14 protein-coding genes are annotated in these 15169 nt (G+C 68.2%); all 14 read right to left on the bottom strand.

Annotated features, from left to right (window positions below; translation table 11 throughout):
- Window positions 1-22 precede the first annotated feature (22 nt).
- The 14 genes from ACSYS9_RS03005 to ACSYS9_RS02940 all read right to left on the bottom strand — a co-directional run bounded on the left by ACSYS9_RS03005 (window position 23) and on the right by ACSYS9_RS02940 (window position 15163).
- Complete coding sequence (locus ACSYS9_RS03005; protein WP_049462838.1) at window positions 23-862, bottom strand: glycosyltransferase family 2 protein; 840 nt, start codon at window positions 860-862, stop codon at window positions 23-25.
- Window positions 859-1713: a glycosyltransferase family 2 protein gene (locus tag ACSYS9_RS03000; RefSeq protein ID WP_049462837.1), complete on the bottom strand. Its 855-nt coding sequence runs from the start codon at window positions 1711-1713 to the stop codon at window positions 859-861. Before ACSYS9_RS03000 ends, ACSYS9_RS03005 begins: the two co-directional genes overlap by 4 nt.
- 760 nt (window positions 1714-2473) lie before the next feature.
- Window positions 2474-4675, bottom strand: a complete 2202-nt coding sequence (gspD, locus tag ACSYS9_RS02995) for a type II secretion system secretin GspD (RefSeq protein ID WP_049461668.1) — start codon at window positions 4673-4675, stop codon at window positions 2474-2476.
- A gap of 9 nt (window positions 4676-4684) precedes the next feature.
- On the bottom strand, window positions 4685-5479 hold the full coding sequence (locus ACSYS9_RS02990) for a hypothetical protein (RefSeq protein WP_049461667.1): 795 nt from the start codon (window positions 5477-5479) through the stop codon (window positions 4685-4687).
- Window positions 5469-6188: a type II secretion system protein GspM gene (gspM, locus tag ACSYS9_RS02985; protein WP_032130127.1), complete on the bottom strand. Its 720-nt coding sequence runs from the start codon at window positions 6186-6188 to the stop codon at window positions 5469-5471. Before gspM ends, ACSYS9_RS02990 begins: the two co-directional genes overlap by 11 nt.
- Window positions 6163-7308, bottom strand: coding sequence for a PilN domain-containing protein (locus ACSYS9_RS02980; RefSeq protein WP_049461666.1), 1146 nt, complete (start codon window positions 7306-7308; stop codon window positions 6163-6165). Before ACSYS9_RS02980 ends, gspM begins: the two co-directional genes overlap by 26 nt.
- Window positions 7305-8168 carry a general secretion pathway protein GspK gene (locus ACSYS9_RS02975; RefSeq protein ID WP_049424963.1) on the bottom strand — a complete coding sequence of 288 codons (864 nt, stop codon included), beginning with the start codon at window positions 8166-8168 and terminating at the stop codon, window positions 7305-7307. The genes ACSYS9_RS02980 and ACSYS9_RS02975 overlap by 4 nt, the downstream gene beginning before the upstream one ends.
- A complete protein-coding gene (locus ACSYS9_RS02970) occupies window positions 8165-8797 on the bottom strand; it encodes a type II secretion system protein J (RefSeq protein ID WP_071228220.1) in 633 nt (210 codons plus the stop codon). The genes ACSYS9_RS02975 and ACSYS9_RS02970 overlap by 4 nt, the downstream gene beginning before the upstream one ends.
- Entirely contained in the window at window positions 8794-9213 is a 420-nt protein-coding gene (xpsI, locus tag ACSYS9_RS02965; RefSeq protein WP_049461664.1) for a type II secretion system protein XpsI, read from the bottom strand. The genes ACSYS9_RS02970 and xpsI overlap by 4 nt, the downstream gene beginning before the upstream one ends.
- The gene (xpsH, locus tag ACSYS9_RS02960) at window positions 9210-9704 is read right to left on the bottom strand and encodes a type II secretion system protein XpsH (RefSeq protein WP_032130132.1); all 495 of its coding nucleotides are present in this window, start codon (window positions 9702-9704) and stop codon (window positions 9210-9212) included. Before xpsH ends, xpsI begins: the two co-directional genes overlap by 4 nt.
- A 6-nt stretch (window positions 9705-9710) precedes the next feature.
- The gene (gspG, locus tag ACSYS9_RS02955) at window positions 9711-10154 is read right to left on the bottom strand and encodes a type II secretion system major pseudopilin GspG (protein ID WP_004142831.1); all 444 of its coding nucleotides are present in this window, start codon (window positions 10152-10154) and stop codon (window positions 9711-9713) included.
- 49 nt (window positions 10155-10203) lie between these two features.
- Window positions 10204-11424 carry a type II secretion system protein XpsF gene (gene xpsF, locus ACSYS9_RS02950; protein ID WP_032130133.1) on the bottom strand — a complete coding sequence of 407 codons (1221 nt, stop codon included), beginning with the start codon at window positions 11422-11424 and terminating at the stop codon, window positions 10204-10206.
- Window positions 11425-11448: 24 nt separating this feature from the next.
- Window positions 11449-13173 carry a type II secretion system ATPase GspE gene (gspE, locus tag ACSYS9_RS02945; protein ID WP_049424954.1) on the bottom strand — a complete coding sequence of 575 codons (1725 nt, stop codon included), beginning with the start codon at window positions 13171-13173 and terminating at the stop codon, window positions 11449-11451.
- 136 nt (window positions 13174-13309) lie between these two features.
- Window positions 13310-15163: a S8 family peptidase gene (locus ACSYS9_RS02940; protein ID WP_049461663.1), complete on the bottom strand. Its 1854-nt coding sequence runs from the start codon at window positions 15161-15163 to the stop codon at window positions 13310-13312.
- Window positions 15164-15169 lie beyond the last annotated feature (6 nt).

Genomic DNA, 15169 nt, shown 5'->3' with positions numbered 1-15169 from the left:
ATGCGTGGATGCTCTTGCGGCGCTACAGCGCCTTGCGCAGCAGCTTCGGCACCAGCATCAGCGCGTGCGCCCAGATCGCGCCCCACACCGCTACCCGCACCGGCAGCGAACGCTGCCTGGCCTCGAACTTCTGGAAATAGCGCCACAGGCCCTTGTGCTTGTGCCATTCAACGAAGAACGGCCGCGAGCGGCTGGAGACGCCACGAACGTGGGTGACCTGCAGGTCATTGGCGATCGCCACCACTGCTCCGGCTTCGCGTGCACGCCGGCACAGGTCCAGGTCTTCGGCATGCAGACGATAGCCGGCGTCCCAACCTCCGATGCAGTTGAACAATGCACGCGGCATCATCAGCAGCGCACCGGACAGCGCCGGCACCCGCTGCAGCGCCTGCTGCGGGTCACGCGGCACCGCCAGCTTCGAGCCCTTGCCCGGCGAGCGCAGCATCATCAGGAAATCCGGGTCGCGGCGGCGCACGGCTTCGTCGGCATGGCCCTGCTCGTCCACCTGCTCGACACCGAGCAGGCAGTCGCCCAGTCCTTCCGCGCGGCTGCGCAGTGCGGCCAACGTCTCCGGTTCAACCATCAGGTCCGGGTTGATGAAGGCCAGCCATGGACTGTGCGAATCGGCCACGCCCTGGTTGTTGGCGGCGGCAAAGCCGGGATTGTCCGGATTGCCGACGAGACGCACGCGCGGGTCGTGGCTGGCATGGCGCTGCACGATATCCAGCGTGCCATCCATCGAGCCATTGTCGATCACCCGGATCTCGGCCACGTCCTGCGCCTGGCGCAGACGCGAGAGGCAGGCGTCGATGGTGCTGCCGCTCTGGTAGGTGACGACGATGGCGGCAATGGCAACATTCAAGCAGGAGGCTCCGGCGCGGAAGACGAGACGAACAGGTCACCCTGTTCCTTCGGCATTATCGCCTGCCGCATGCGCTGCTGCAGATCGGCACGCAGGCCATGCAGCGGATCGTGCATGAGGAAGTCAGCCAACCGTGGCACCCACCCCGGCCAGCGCGCGGCCAGGGCCTCGAGATCGCCATCACGGCTGACCGCCTCCCCTTCCCGGCTGACGAAGGCGGTCTCGCACAGCACGTTGCGCCATCCCAGGCCAGCCATGCGCAGGCTCAGGTCCACCAGTGCCGCGTTCCAGCCGGCGTAGCTGTCCACGTCCAGGCCGCCGGCGCGGCGACGCGCGTTGCCGCGCACCAGTACCGCGTGGGTGACCGCCGAGGGCAGCTCCGGATGCAGCACCGGCAGCGTGGCACAGGTGTGTGCCAGCAGCGCCGGGTCCTCCGGTTCCGGATTGATCTCGCCCAGCCGCGGCCATGCAGCGGTTTCGCCGGCATTGCACCACGGGGTTGCGGTGGCGATGGCGGCGTCGCGGGCGAAGGCATCCTGCAGCTGCTGCAGCCAGCCCGGCGCGGGCACGCTGTCCGGCGCCAGCACCGCCACGTCCATGCCCTCGCAGGCGCGCAGCATCTCATCCAGATGGGCGACCTCGCCCAACGGCCGCGCGCGGCGGGTGTATTCGGCCTGCAACGGCGTATGCGCCAACCAATGCTCCACCACCGCCTGCGCACGCGGGCCGGTCTGCGCGTCATCGGCCAGCCAGACCGCGGTTCCCGGCGCGGTGCCGGCATCCAGCGCGGCCAGGCAGCGGTCGAGCGCGGCATCGTCCACGCACAGCGGCAACAACACGATCGCCCCCATCCCGCCTCCGTGGTTGTCGGTAGCCACAGCCTAGCACTGGGAGGGTATCGGCCGGGTTGCACCCGGCGCCTGCAGAGGCCAGAGCCAGAGCCGAAGCAACAGCCGGAGCAAAAGCTGGGTTCCTGGGGGATGGCGGGGTGGGTCCGGTTGCGGGGGCCGCTGCAAGTCCCCCTCCGGGGCCCGGCCCAGCCGCTGGCGGCTGTGCGTTCGGGCGCTTGCGAAGCAATGCTTCGCAAGCAAAGCGCCCTCACCCATGTAAGCTCGGTCGCCGCTTGCTCGTGTGCGCAGTCCTGCGCACACGGCAAGACCGGGGTTGGGCGTCCTGCTCAACCCGCCCGAGGCATGCCTCGGGCCCATGCGGCTCACGCCCCCACAACCGGACCCACCCCGCCTTCGACAGATCTCTGCGATCTGCAGTAGATCCACGCCATGCGTGGATGAATCTCCATCGGAATCGAATATTTCGAATTGGAATCGAAAAGCATCCACGCATGGCGTGGATCCAGCGTGTCGACCAAGGTCGACACCTACCAACAGCCGCGGGAATCTGTCAGAGGCGGGGCGGTGTGGGTTGGCAGGACCGTTGGCGCCATGGATGGCGCCATCGAGCCCCCATGGAAGGGTTTACGGCGTGTCCTGACAACCCACACCGCCCCGCCATCCCCCAGAAACCCGCTGTTGCTGTTGCTGTTGCTGTTGCTGTTGCTGTTGCTCCAGCTCTGGCCTCTGCGGGTGCCGGGCGCAGCCCGGCCGTAACCCCTTACTTCTTTGCGCGCGGCTGGTTCAGCGGTTCCATCGCGCGGAAGCGCTGGCTGTACTCGTCGGTCAGGGTGCGTGCCTCCTGCCCGTTGCGCACGATGCTCGGCGTCAGCAGCACGATCACCTCCGAACGGCGGCTGGTGCGGCTCTTCTGCCCGAACAGTGCGCCCACCACCGGAATCCGGCTCAGGCCGGGGATGCCGCTGCTGCCATCGGTGCCCGTGTCGGTGATCAGGCCGGCCAGCATGATGGTGTCCCCGCTCTGCACCGCCGCTTCGGTCGACAGCTTCTTGGTGGAAATACGCGGGTTGCAGTTGCGCTCCGTCGGATTGCAATTGTCCGGCACGTTGGAGGCACTGCTCACTTCCTGCACGATGTCGAGGAACACGGTGCCATCACGGGTCACGCGCGGCCGCACCTTCAGGATCACGCCGGTGTCGATGTACTGCACCGAACTGTAGGTGCCGGCGCCGATACCGGTGTTCACCGTGGTGGTGTTGATCGGCACCTTGTCACCCACGTTGAGCGTGGCCTCGGCGTTGTTGCGCACGAACACCGAGGGGGTCTGCAGCAGGCGCACATCGGTGACCTTGTCCAGCGCGCTGACCACCGCCGCGCCATTGTGGCCGGTGAACGCCCAGCCAAGGCCTTCGCCACCGGTCGCGGCACCGGCAAAGCTGCTCCAGGAGCCGCCGGCGGCGGCCGGCAGGGTCACGCCGGCCAATGCGCCGGTCAGCGCGCGCCCGGCCACCGCGTTGTCGAAGAACCAGTTCACGCCGTACTTCAGGTCACCCTCCAGTGCGACCTCGGCCACCTGCGCTTCGATATGCACCTGCAGCGGCATCACGTCCAGCTTCTCGATCACTTCGCGGATCGAGCGCCAGGCCTGCGGGGTCGAGCGCACCAGCAGGGTGTTGGTTTCCTCCACCGCCGACACGCCCACGCGATCGCCTTCCACTTCCAGGCTGACGCTGACGTTGCCGGACTGGCGCTGCGGCAGGTTCATGCTGCCGTTGCCGGTGCCACTGGAGCCACTGCCCGGCGTCGAACCGAAATTGCTGCTGTTGTTGCTGTCCATGCCACGCTCACCGTCGCTGCCCAGCTGCGACGGCATTGCACCCGGTGCCAGCGAGGCCGGGCTGGAGCCGCCGCGATTGCCGCTGCTGGCGAAGGCTTCACTGAGGCGTTCGGCCAGATCCCGCGCCTTGATGTAGCGCAGCTCATAGGAGAACAGGCGGGCGCTGCCACCGGCGGTATCGATGCGGTCCAGCCACTGCTGGATCTGGTCCAGGTAACGCACCTGCGGGGTGATCACCAGCACCGCGTTGGCGTTTTCCAGCGGCAGGAAGCGGAACATGCCGGCGCTGGGCGTCTTGCTCTCCTCGCCGAACACCTTCTCCAGATCGGCGGCCACCTGCTCGGCCTTCCCCGACTGGATCGGGAACACGCCCACCGACATGCCCGACAGCCAGTCGACGTCGAAGATCTCGACAGTGCGCATGTAGTTTTCCAGCTCGGCGCGGGTACCGCCCAGGGTGATCACGTTGCGGCCGCTGTCGACGTTGACGATGGCGTTGGGGCGCGCGTACGGCTCCAGCACCTTCTTCATTTCAGTTGCGGAGATGAACTGCAGCGGGATCACCCGCACCTCGAAACCGCGTGCGCTGGCCGCCGGCGCCGTACTCGGTGCGACGGTGCCGGCCAATGCCTGATCGGCGGCGACGATGTTGTAGCGGCCGCCGCTGTAGACCATGCGGGCATTGTTCCAGCCCAGCACCATCTCCAGCAGGTTCAACGCCTGCGCCGGCGACACCGGCTTGGGCGTGGCCAGGGTGACTGTGCCCTGCACCCCCGGTGCGATCACGTAGTTCTGGCCCAGCATGTCACCGAGGATGGCCTTGACCACCGCATGCACCGATTCGCCTTCGAAATTGAAGGTTGCTTCACCGGTGCTGGCGCCATGCAGTGCCGGAGCCGGTGCGCGTGCTGCTTCGCGGTTGATCATGGTGCCGGTGCCACGGCGGATCACCGCCTGCGGAGCGCCCTGGGCGTCACGGGCAGCATCAGCGGCGACTTCGGCCGCCTGGCCGGCCTCGGCAGTGGGCGACAGATTGCCCTTGCGCTGCACATGCGGTGCGGACACGGTGCTGCAGCCGACCAGCAGCGCGAGGGCAAAGGACCAGGGAAGGAAACGCAGGCTCATGCATTCACTCTATCGGTTGGTGCCATCGCCCGGGGGCGGCGACGGTTGTTGCTGCTGTTGTTGTTGCTGCAGCTGGCGGCGACGGGCCTGGATGCGTTCGCGAATGGCCTGCATCTGCGCTTCGCTGGGGCCGTTGTTGTTGGCAGGCGGTGTGGCGGCCGCCGCAGCCGAGGATGCCGGCGCACTGCCAGCAGGCGACGGCGATGCGGTTGCCGCAGCCGGCGGCGGTGCCGGCGGAGCGCCTGCCGGGGGCGGCACAACGATCGCACCGGCCGGTGGCGCACCGTTGGCGCCGCGCAGCACGGTCGGCGGTTCCCCCCCCTGCCCGTTGAATACCGCCAGTTCCAGCACCTGGTTGCCACCGGGGCCGATCACGGTGGCCTGGCGCGGCTGCAGTGCGACCAGCTGCCAGCCGTCGACGGCTTCACCGTTGAGGCGCAGGCGCAGCGAGCGGTTCTGTTCGGTGGTGAAGGTGGCCATGCCGAAGTCGCCGGTCAGCAGCACGCCGGTCAGGCGCAGCGCGGCGCTGGCGGCGGGCTCGCTGCCGCCGAGCAGGTAGGGCTTCGGCCTGCGGTCCTCGGCGAACAGCGGTCGCTCGCCGATCGCGCTGTAGCTGTCGGCACTGGCCATGCGTTCTGCAACCAACGGCGGCAGCACCGGCAACGAAGGCACCGCATCGGCATCACCGTCCGCACCTGGCAGCTGGCTGCCCAGACCGAAGCCGGTGGCCAGCCAGACCGCTGCCGCCCAGCCGGCCAGTGCCAGCAGGAAGCCGGTGCGAAGGCTGATCTGCTCAAGCTTCATCGGCCACCTCCTGCCCTTCTTCCGGCGCAGCCGGTGCGGCGGCCGGTGCAGGTGTGGCCGAAGGCGGTTGCGGCGCCGCGCCCGGTTCGGCTGCAGGTGCCGGCGCAGCGCCATCGGCCGCAGCACCGGGCAGCAGGTAACCGGCCAGTTCGAACGACACGTCCAGGCCGAGCCCGGACTCGTTGGGCGACTGCTGGAAGCGCTGCGCGATCAGGTTGAGGTTGTCGACGAACAGGCGCGGGCTGCCGGTTTCCAGGCTGTGCAGCACCGTGGCCAGTTCGGCCACACCGCAACGCAGGCGCACCTGCATGGCCACGCGCACGAATTCGGCGTCACGGCGGTTGTCGGTCAGTGGCGTGCGGTTGCTGATGGTGCAGCTGCGGTTGCCCGGGCTGGCCATCGCCACCGCATCCTGCAGCTTCGCGCCCAGCGCAGCGGCCGCAGCTTCGGCGGTGGCTTCGCGCAGGAAGCCCGGCCGCTGCTGCAGTGCCTCGCGGGTGGCGCGCAGGCGCTGTTCGATCTGCGGCTGCTGCTGCAGCTGCGCCTGCACGCGCTGCTCGCGCTCGCGCAGGGCAGCCACGTCGGCGTCGATTTCGCGCAGTGGCTGGGTGAACCAGGGGTGCACCAGCAGCAGGTACGCCAGACCCAGCACTGCCAGCAGCAGCGCCAGTGCCAGCCAGCGGTCACGGCGTGCGCTTGGCATCGGCATCGGCCGCCTCCCGTGTCGGGGCCGCAGCCGGCAACGGCTGCAGTTCGGCGGTCATGGTGAAGCGGTCACGGCCACTGGCTGCGCCATCGGCCTGCAGTACGCCGGTCAGGTTGACCTTGCGCCACTGCGGTGCGTCCTGCAGCAGCTGCACCAGCTGCGAGGCCTCGCGGCTCAGGCCGATCAGCTGCAGGTTGTTGTTCTCGATGGCCAGCTTTTCCAGGTAAGTGCCCTCCGGCAGGCGCCGGGTCAGTTCATTCCAGATTTCCACCGTTCCGGCGCGCTGGCTGCGCTGCTTTTCCAGGAATGCGGCACCATCGATCAGCGCCTGCAGCTGCGCGCGTTCGCTGGCGACACCACGCGCACTGCGTGCACTGCGCTCGACCTGCGCACGCAGTTCGTCGGCGGCGGCGCGGCGGTTGTCGAGCAGCTGCAGGGCCGCCAGCACCAGCATCACCAGCGCGGCCACGGCCAGCAGCACATTCCAGCGCCGCGTCGGGTCTGCCCGCAGCTGGCGCTGCCCCGGTGGCAGCAGATTCACCTGCAGGGATTCACCCTCGGTGTCGATGGCATCGACACCGGCCAGTGCATCGGCCCATTCGCCTACGCTGGCCCGCCACGCCTCAAGCTGGCGCAGTGGCCAGGCGATCAGTTCGACCTGCAGCTGGCCCTCGGCGGCGCCCCCGAGTTCACGCACGTCATAGCTGACCTGGCTGGATTCGAACGGCGTCTGGCGGTCGATCTCGAAACCGACCACGGCGCGCAGCCGGTCGGCCGCAGCCGCAGGTAGGCGCAGATGACGACGCAGTACCTCGCTGGCCGGCAGCAGCCACACCCGCGGCAGGCTGCGCAGTCGCGGTTCCAGCACGCGGTCCAGTTCGGCCGGCGACAGCGGCCATGGCACGCTGGCAACTGCTTCGCGGCGTTCTCCGGCCTCTCGCCAGACCTGCAGCTGCTCACCCTGGCGCTGCAGCAGCAGGCGCGCCTGTGCCCAGCCCAGTGCCCACTGCCAACGTGCCGGCACCCAGGCCAGCAGCGATTGCCGCCACCAGCGCAGGAAACGGCCGGCGCCAGGGCCGATCCGGCCCTGCACCTGCCGCACACTGTCCTGCCATGCCGTCATCTTGCTGTCATTCCCTGCTCCCAGCGAAGCACTGTGTAGGACCGCCCGGGAACCCCGCCCGAGCCATTGCGTACCACTGCCTGCAACACCGACCGGCGTCCACTGCCGTCGGTTGCACGAGACTCGATACTATAGGTGCCGCTGCTGCTGGCAAGCGTTGTCGCACCGCCAGCGGTATCTGCGTCACGCTCCTGCTGTGCGCGCTGCGCCAGCACGGTATCCGCATCCAGGCCCAGTGCGGTCAGCACCGGCGCGCTGGCGAACTGGGGATCCGGGCGTGCCTGGCGGCTGTACAGGGTCAGGTGCGGCAGCATGGCCTTGTACAGCGGGCCGCGCATGCCCAGTACCCGCTGCAGTTCACCGAGCGTCTCGAAACGCTTGTTGCGTGGGCCATACGGCAACCCCGCCGCCGCATAGTCCGGGGCTTCGGCACCGCCGCCCGGCTGCAGCAGGCTGTCTTCATCACGCCAGTCGACAATGGCACCGGCCAGCTGCCGGGCTGCCCCTTCGTCTTCGCCGAGCGCCTTGAGGAACGCGGTCAGCAAGGTCACGTCGACCAGGTTCAGGTTGATCTTGCCGTTCTCGTCCAGCACCTTGATCTCGATGCTGGCGTCATCGAACTGCCAGCGGTAGGTTCGGCCATCAGCGCGCCAGGGCGCCCGCAGCGGATCGGCGGACAGGCGCAGCAGCGCGTACTCCAGGCCGGCGCGCGCCCGTTCCTGGCCGCGTGCATCGTCATCCAGCACCCGCTGCTGCAGATGCTCGACCCGTGCGCTCAGCGCGAACGCACCGACCAGCGCGGTCATCAATGCGATCAACCACAGCACCAGTACCAGTGCCGCACCGTGTTGCCGGTTCATCGCGCGCCTCCGCTGCCACCGTTGCGCGGCGCCACCACCAGCGTCGGCCAGGGCGCGCCCCTGGCCGGGACGATCTTGATCTCCACCAGCATCGGCAGGCGGCGGGTATCGTCCCAGCGCGGCATCCAGTCGCTCACCTGGCCGGTACTGGCATCGATGCCGCGATAGCGAAGTTGTACCGACTTCAGGTTTTCCACCAGCACTTCCGGCGGGCGCGGCGGGTTCTCGGCGATGCGCTCGCCTTCCTGCAGCAGCACCAGGTCCAGCAGCAAGCGCTGCTGGCCATCGCGGCCGTCCACCTGCAGCGCGTGCAGGTAGGGTCCGCCGCGGCCGAGGTAGCCCGGCAGATCGGCGGCGAACAACATGCGCTGCTCTTCGCCCTGGAAGAAGATCGGTTCGCGGGTGGGATCGGGTACTTCCAGCGGCGCGCGCAGCGCACCGGCCAGCTGCCGCCGCAACAGCGCCTGCACCGCGCGCATGCGCTCACTCTCGGCCGCGATCTGCTCGCCACGCTGACTGACCGCCATTGCCGAGCGGACGCTGGCGAACGCCAGCGCCAGGCCACCGGCCAGCAGCACCGTGGCCAGCATCACTTCAACCAGCGTGAAACCCGCGGCGCGGCGCTTCATCGCGCGCTCTCCAGGTCCGGCGGCAGCAGGCGCAGGCTGCGCCAGCGCAGCTGCTCGCGTTCGCTGTCGCCCCAACGCACCTGCAGCTGCAGTTCGGCCAGCCAGGGGGCACCGGCCGACTGTGACTGCACGGCGTTGCCGGCACGTGGCTCCACCCACGGCTGCACCTGCAGCTCCCAGTGGTAGCGTCCCTGTTCCCAGTCGCCCTGCTGGCTACCCACCTGCAGTGGCGTGGCGACACCGGTTTCGGCCAGCAGCGACTGCGCATGCAGTATCGCGCGCGTGCGCAGCTCGGCCTCGCGCACCTGCCTGGCACCACCGGACAGACTGCCCAGCAGCAGGGTCAGCGCCAGCCCGAGCAGGGCAAAGGCGATGATCACTTCCAGCAAGGTAAAGCCGCGAATGTGCCGCTTCATTGTGCCCGCCAGGGGCCGGAGCGGACCTCACCGGTCAGCCAGCCCACGTCGATGCGCCATTCGGCATCGTCACGCTGCAGCCGGATGCGGCCACCGCTGGAGCCACCATCGGGATGGAACTCGATCACGCCCTGCCCTGGCGCGGTGGCCAGCTGCGCGGCGCCTTCGAACTGCACCTGCAGCTGTGCCGGCACGTCACCATGGCGCTGGTTGGCGCCTTCCCAGCGCCGCTTTGCCGGTTCGATGACAAAGCGCTGCGGCTCGCCGCGGGCGATCGCCTGCGCGCGTACTACCCGCAGCTGGTTGGCGATGTCCTTGCCGGCGCTGCGCAGCTGCATGCCGGCGAAGCCGCGCGACAGGCCGGCGGCGGTAATCAGGCCGATCGCTGCGATCAGCGCGATCACCAGCAGCATTTCCAGCAGCGACAGGCCTGCTGCGCGCCTGCCGTGCAGGCGCGGGCGAGGCAGCCGGCGCGGCAGGAAATACGTCATGCAGGATTACGGCTGGTAGCGGATGTCGGCATCGACGCTGCTGCCGCCGGCCTTGCCATCCTTGCCGAGGCTGATCAGCTCGTACGGCTGGCCTTCGCCCGGCGCACGGTACTCCAGCGCGTGGCCCCACGGGTCGTTCAGGTCAGCCGGCTTGGCATACGGCCCCAGCCAGCCACCGACACCCGCCGGTGCGGTCACCAGATCGTTGAGCGAGCCGGGCAGCTTGCCGGTATCGATCTGGTAATTGTCGACCTTGGACGCAACGGTCTGCACCTGCGCCTTGGCGATGTTGGCCTTGCCGCGATCGGCGCCGCCCAGCACGCGGCTGGCGACCAGGGTCAGCACCGCACCGATCAGCACGATGACGATGATGATTTCCAGCAGGCTCATGCCCGACTGGTTGCGCGCGGCGGTGAAGGAAAGGCGGATCGGTCGACGGGAAGCAATCATGGTCGGTCCTTTCAGTTGCGGAGTGTCGGGGTTGCGTAGGGATCCATCGTCAACCGATGGCATTGGTCAGGTCGTACAGCGGTACCAGCACGGCAACGATCACCGCACCGACCACCGAGGCCAGCACCAGGGTGATCGCCGGCACCATCGCCGCCAGCAGGCGGTCGATGCGCCGGGCGCTGTCCTGTTCGAAGGTATCGGCGGCTTTCAGCAGCATGGTATCGAGTGCACCGGATTCCTCGCCGACCTGGATCATCTGCAGCGCCAGGCGCGGGAAACGCTTGCCGCGCGACAGCGCCAGCGACAGGCCGGTACCGTTCTTCACTTCATCCGCGGCGGCTTCCACATCGGCGGCCAGCGCGCGGTTGCCCAGCACGTTGCGGGCGATGCCCAAGGCACCCAGCAACGGCACGCCATTGCGCAGCAGGGTGCCCAGCGTGCGGGCCAGCCGCGCGGTTTCCAGTTCGCCGAGCAGGCGGCCGATGCCGCGACGCTGCAGCAGCCAGCCATCCAGCGCCAGCCGGAAGGCCGGTTGCCGCGCCTTGCGTTCGAAGAACAGCGCAAGTATCCCTGGCACCACCAGCAGCAACACCCACCAGTCGCGCACGAACAGGCCCAGCTGCAGCACCGCGTTGGTGAACCACGGCAGCGCCACATCCAGGCTTTCGTACATCTGCGCGAACTGCGGCACCACGTAGCCGAGCAGGAACAGCAGCGCGCCACCCACCACCACCAGCAGGATGGCCGGGTACACCAGCGCGTTGATCACCTTGCCCTGCAACGCGCGGCTGCGTTCGAGGTAGTCGGCCAGGCGCTGCAGGGTTTCGTGCAGGCTGCCGCCGGCTTCACCGGCCCGCACCATGTTCACGTACAGGCGCGAGAACAACCCATGCTGGCGCTCCAGTGCGGTCGACAGCGGCGCGCCACCGCGCACCACATCGCGGATGTCGGTGATCGCGCGGCGCGAGCGTTCGTCTTCGGGCAACCCGAGCAGGATCGACAGCGCGCGATCCAGCGGCTGGCCTGCACCGAGCAGTGTCGCCAGCTGCTGGGTGAACTGCAGCAATGCCGCACCCTGCAGCGGCCGTTGGCGGAACAGGTTGCGCCAGGTACTGCCACCGATCGCACCGCCATCGGCCAGCTGGGTCTCCATCGGCAGATGGCCCTGGTCCTGCAGGCGCGCGACCAGCTCGGCCTCGCTTGCCGCTTCCATCTGCCCGTCGAAGATCTCGCCGTGCGGATTCAGTGCCTTGTAACGGTAGGTCGGCATGTCAGCCCCGGCGTCCTGCGCGCATCAGCTTTCCTCGGTGACACGCAGCACTTCCTCGATGGTCGTCTGACCACTGAGGGCCTTGGACAGACCATCTTCGTACATCGTGCGCATACCGGCTTCGCGGGCAATGCGTTCGATCTCGCCCATGCCGTCGCGGCGCATCACCGCGCGCCGCAGCGCGTCGTTCATCACCAGGAATTCCATGATGGTGGTCCGGCCGAGGTAACCGGTCGGCGCCAGCGCGGAGGGCTTCGGGCGGTACAGGTGGATCGGTCCTTCCGGCTGCAGGCGGCGCAGCTCGAAGCGTTCGATCTCCTCCGGCGAGGCTTCATAGCGCTCGGCATGGGTCGGCTCCAGCCGACGCACCAGGCGCTGGGCCAGGATGCCGTTGATGGTGGAGGTAAGCAGGTAGTCTTCCACGCCCATGTCGAGCAGGCGGGTGATGCCGCCGGCTGCGTTGTTGGTATGCAGGGTGGACAGCACCAGGTGGCCGGTCAGCGCCGACTGGATCGCGATGCGCGCGGTTTCCAGGTCGCGCATTTCGCCGATCATGATGATGTCCGGGTCCTGGCGCACGATGCTGCGCAGGGCGTTGGCGAAGTCCAGGCCGATCTGCGGCTTGGCCTGGATCTGGTTGATGCCTTCGATCTGGTATTCCACCGGGTCTTCGACCGTGATGATCTTGACGTCGGCAGTGTTCAGCTGGCTCAGCGCGGTGTACAGCGTGGTGGTCTTGCCTGAACCGGTCGGGCCGGTCACCAGCAGGATGCCGTGCGGCTGTTCCAGCACCTTGCGGAACTGCGGCAGGAAGGCGTCAGTGAAACCGAGACGATGGAAATCGAACACCACCGTTTCGCGGTCCAGCAATCGCATCACCACGCTTTCGCCGTGCGCGGTCGGCACCGTGCTCACGCGCAGGTCCAGCTCCTTGCCCTGCACGCGCAGCATGATGCGGCCGTCCTGCGGCAGGCGGCGCTCGGCGATGTTGAGCCGGGCCATGATCTTGATGCGGCTGATCACCGCAGCAGTGAGGTTGGCCGGCGGGCTTTCGCCTTCCACCAGCACGCCATCGACGCGGTAACGCACCTTCAACCGGCTTTCGAACGGTTCGACATGGATGTCCGAAGCGCGCAGCTCCACTGCACGCTGGATCACCAGGTTGACCAGGCGGATCACCGGCGCTTCCGAGGCGAGGTCACGCAGATGCTCGATGTCATCGACCGCACCGCCCTCGCCATCGGCGGTTTCGACGATCGCGCCCATCGCGCTGCGGCCCTGGCCGAACCAGCGTTCGACCAGGTCATCAATTTCTGCGCGCATGCCCAGCACCGGTGTCACCGGTACACCCAGTGCCAGCTGCACGGCCTGCTGCGGATAAGGATCATGGGCATCGGCCAGCCACAGCCGGACCCCCTGTTCATCCAGCGCCAGCGGGCAGACATGGAACTGCTTGAGGAAGCGCAGCGACAACGGCAAGCCTTCCGCCAGCCCTTGTGGCGGTGCTTCCGGCAGCTGTTTGCCTTCCAGCAGCGGCAGCCCCAGCACTTCGGCGCTGGCCTGGGCCTGGTCACGCTCGGAGACCAGCCCCAGCCGCACCAGCAGGCCCAGCAGGCTGCCGCCGGCCTCTGCGTGCAGCGGCCGCGCACGTGCCAGATCGCCTTCCTTCAGCCGGCCGCGCGCCAGCAGCGCATCCAGGATGCGGCCTTCAGCGTCGTCGGCAGCGGCGGTAGCAGCAAGCGCGTTCACATGACTCTCCTGTCAATCGGCTCGACTTTAACAGTTAAGCCATGATTTCCGCCGCCCCTGCGCCACCTTTCGTAAAAAGACGAAGCCCGTCACATGGGATGACGGGCTTCGGCCATTCAACTACGACAGTTCAAGCTTACTGCGTGGCGAGAATGCTCACCCCGTTGTAGGCCGCTTCACCCACCACCTTGATGTAGTAGGTGGCCGCCACCGGCTTGGTCACCCGCACCGTCTCGGAGGTGCCCGGACGGGTCGACTTGGCGTCGTTGTCGCTGGCACTGGGCTCACGGCCTTCAGCCACGTAGACCGAAACGTTGCCGGTGCCACCGTAGGTGATCACGCTGAACTGCTTGCCGGCAGCCGCTTCGAAGCTGTAGAGCTTGCTGCTGCCGGCCGCACCGGACAGGCCACCGACGGCGGCCTTGTTGGTCAGCGGCGTGGCCACCGGCCCGCAGTTCTCGGTGCACGGTTCTTCCAGTGCCTTGGCCAGCGCGGCCTTGGCATCGAGGATGCCGGTACCGATCGGCGTGGCTGCCGGGATGGCGACCGGGAACGGACGTGCGGTTTCCTTCAGCAGGGTACGCATCGCGGCCGGGGTCAGCGGATCCTTGCCCTTGGCGATCAGTGCGCTCTGCACCAGTGCAGCAACGGCGGCCACATGCGGCGAGGCCATCGAGGTACCGCCCATGCCCATGTAGCCCGGCGTGCCCGATTCCGGCGTGGTCGCCGCATTGGAGCCGGTCTGCCAGATGTAGCCACCCGGGTTGCCGTCGACACTGCCGCCGCCACCCGGACCGGACAGGTCCACGCGGGTGCCGTAGTTGGAGTAGTAGGTGATGCCGCCGGTGATGCGCGTGGCACCCACGGTCACCACGCCTTCGCAGCTGGCCGGACGGTACTTGGATGCGTTGTCGGCTTCATTGCCCGCCGCGACCACCACCGTGGTGCCACGCGAGATCGCGCCGTTGATGGCGTCCTGGTAGGTGCTGCCGCAGGTACCGCTGCCGCCCAGGCTCATGTTGATGATCTCGGCCGGGTTGGTGTTGGCCGGGATGCCGGTCACCGTGCCACCCGATGCCCAGACCACCGCGTCGGCGATGTCGGACAGGTAGCCGCCGCACTTGCCCAGCACACGTACCGGCAGCACCTTGGCCTTGTAGGCGACACCGGCCATGCCGACGCCGTTGTTGGTCTGCTCGGCCACGGTGCCAGCGACGTGGGTGCCGTGCCAGGAACTGTCCTCGGCCAGCGAGCCGTCATAGCACTCGTTGTCGTTCTCGACCCAGTCACCGTAGTCCTGCGCACCCGGCACACGATCGTTGGTCGGGCGCCGCGAGGTCTCCGCATCGCTGATGAAGTCGTAACCCTCCAGCAGGTTGCCGACCAGGTCCGGATGCTGCGGCAGGATGCCGGTATCGATCACCGCCACCACGATGCCCTCACCCTGCGAGACATCCCATGCCGCCGGTGCGTTGATGCCGCCGACCGCATTGTGCAGATGCCACTGGTTCTGCTGGTAGAAGGGATCGTTCGGCACCAGCGCCGGCTGTACGTTGCCGGCACGCAGTTCGGTGCGGCGCAGCTTCACGTCGGCTTCGGCGTACTGCACCGACGGGTCGGCCTGCAGTTCCTTCAGCACACGCTGCAGTTCGGCCGGGGCCAGGCGGCCCTGCACGCGGATCAGGTCCGCACCGGTAGCGAGCTTGCGTACCACCTGCGGGCCGAGGGTACTGGCACGTGAGGTACCGCCGGACAGGCTGGCCCGGGTCAGCGCCGACTGCACGGTGGACAGCTTCGCCGAGCGGTCGGTGGCGGCGGCAGCGCCGGCCCGGTACTTGACGATGATGCGCTCGGTGCCCGGCTGGGCGGTGCTGGCCTGGCGCACCGGTTCGCGGGTCGGCAGGCCGGCGGCGTGGACGGCACCGACGGCCGTCATCGACAGCACGGCGGCGGCAAGCACATTGATGCGAAGGTTCTGCTTCTTGATCACGTCGAA

Origin of the sequence: Stenotrophomonas sp. STK17_22, assembly GCF_051983905.1 — a bacterium.
Lineage (GTDB): Bacteria > Pseudomonadota > Gammaproteobacteria > Xanthomonadales > Xanthomonadaceae > Stenotrophomonas > Stenotrophomonas maltophilia_A.
The sequence above is the reverse complement of the archived record's forward strand: the minus strand, read 5'-3'. Positions and strand labels throughout refer to the sequence as shown.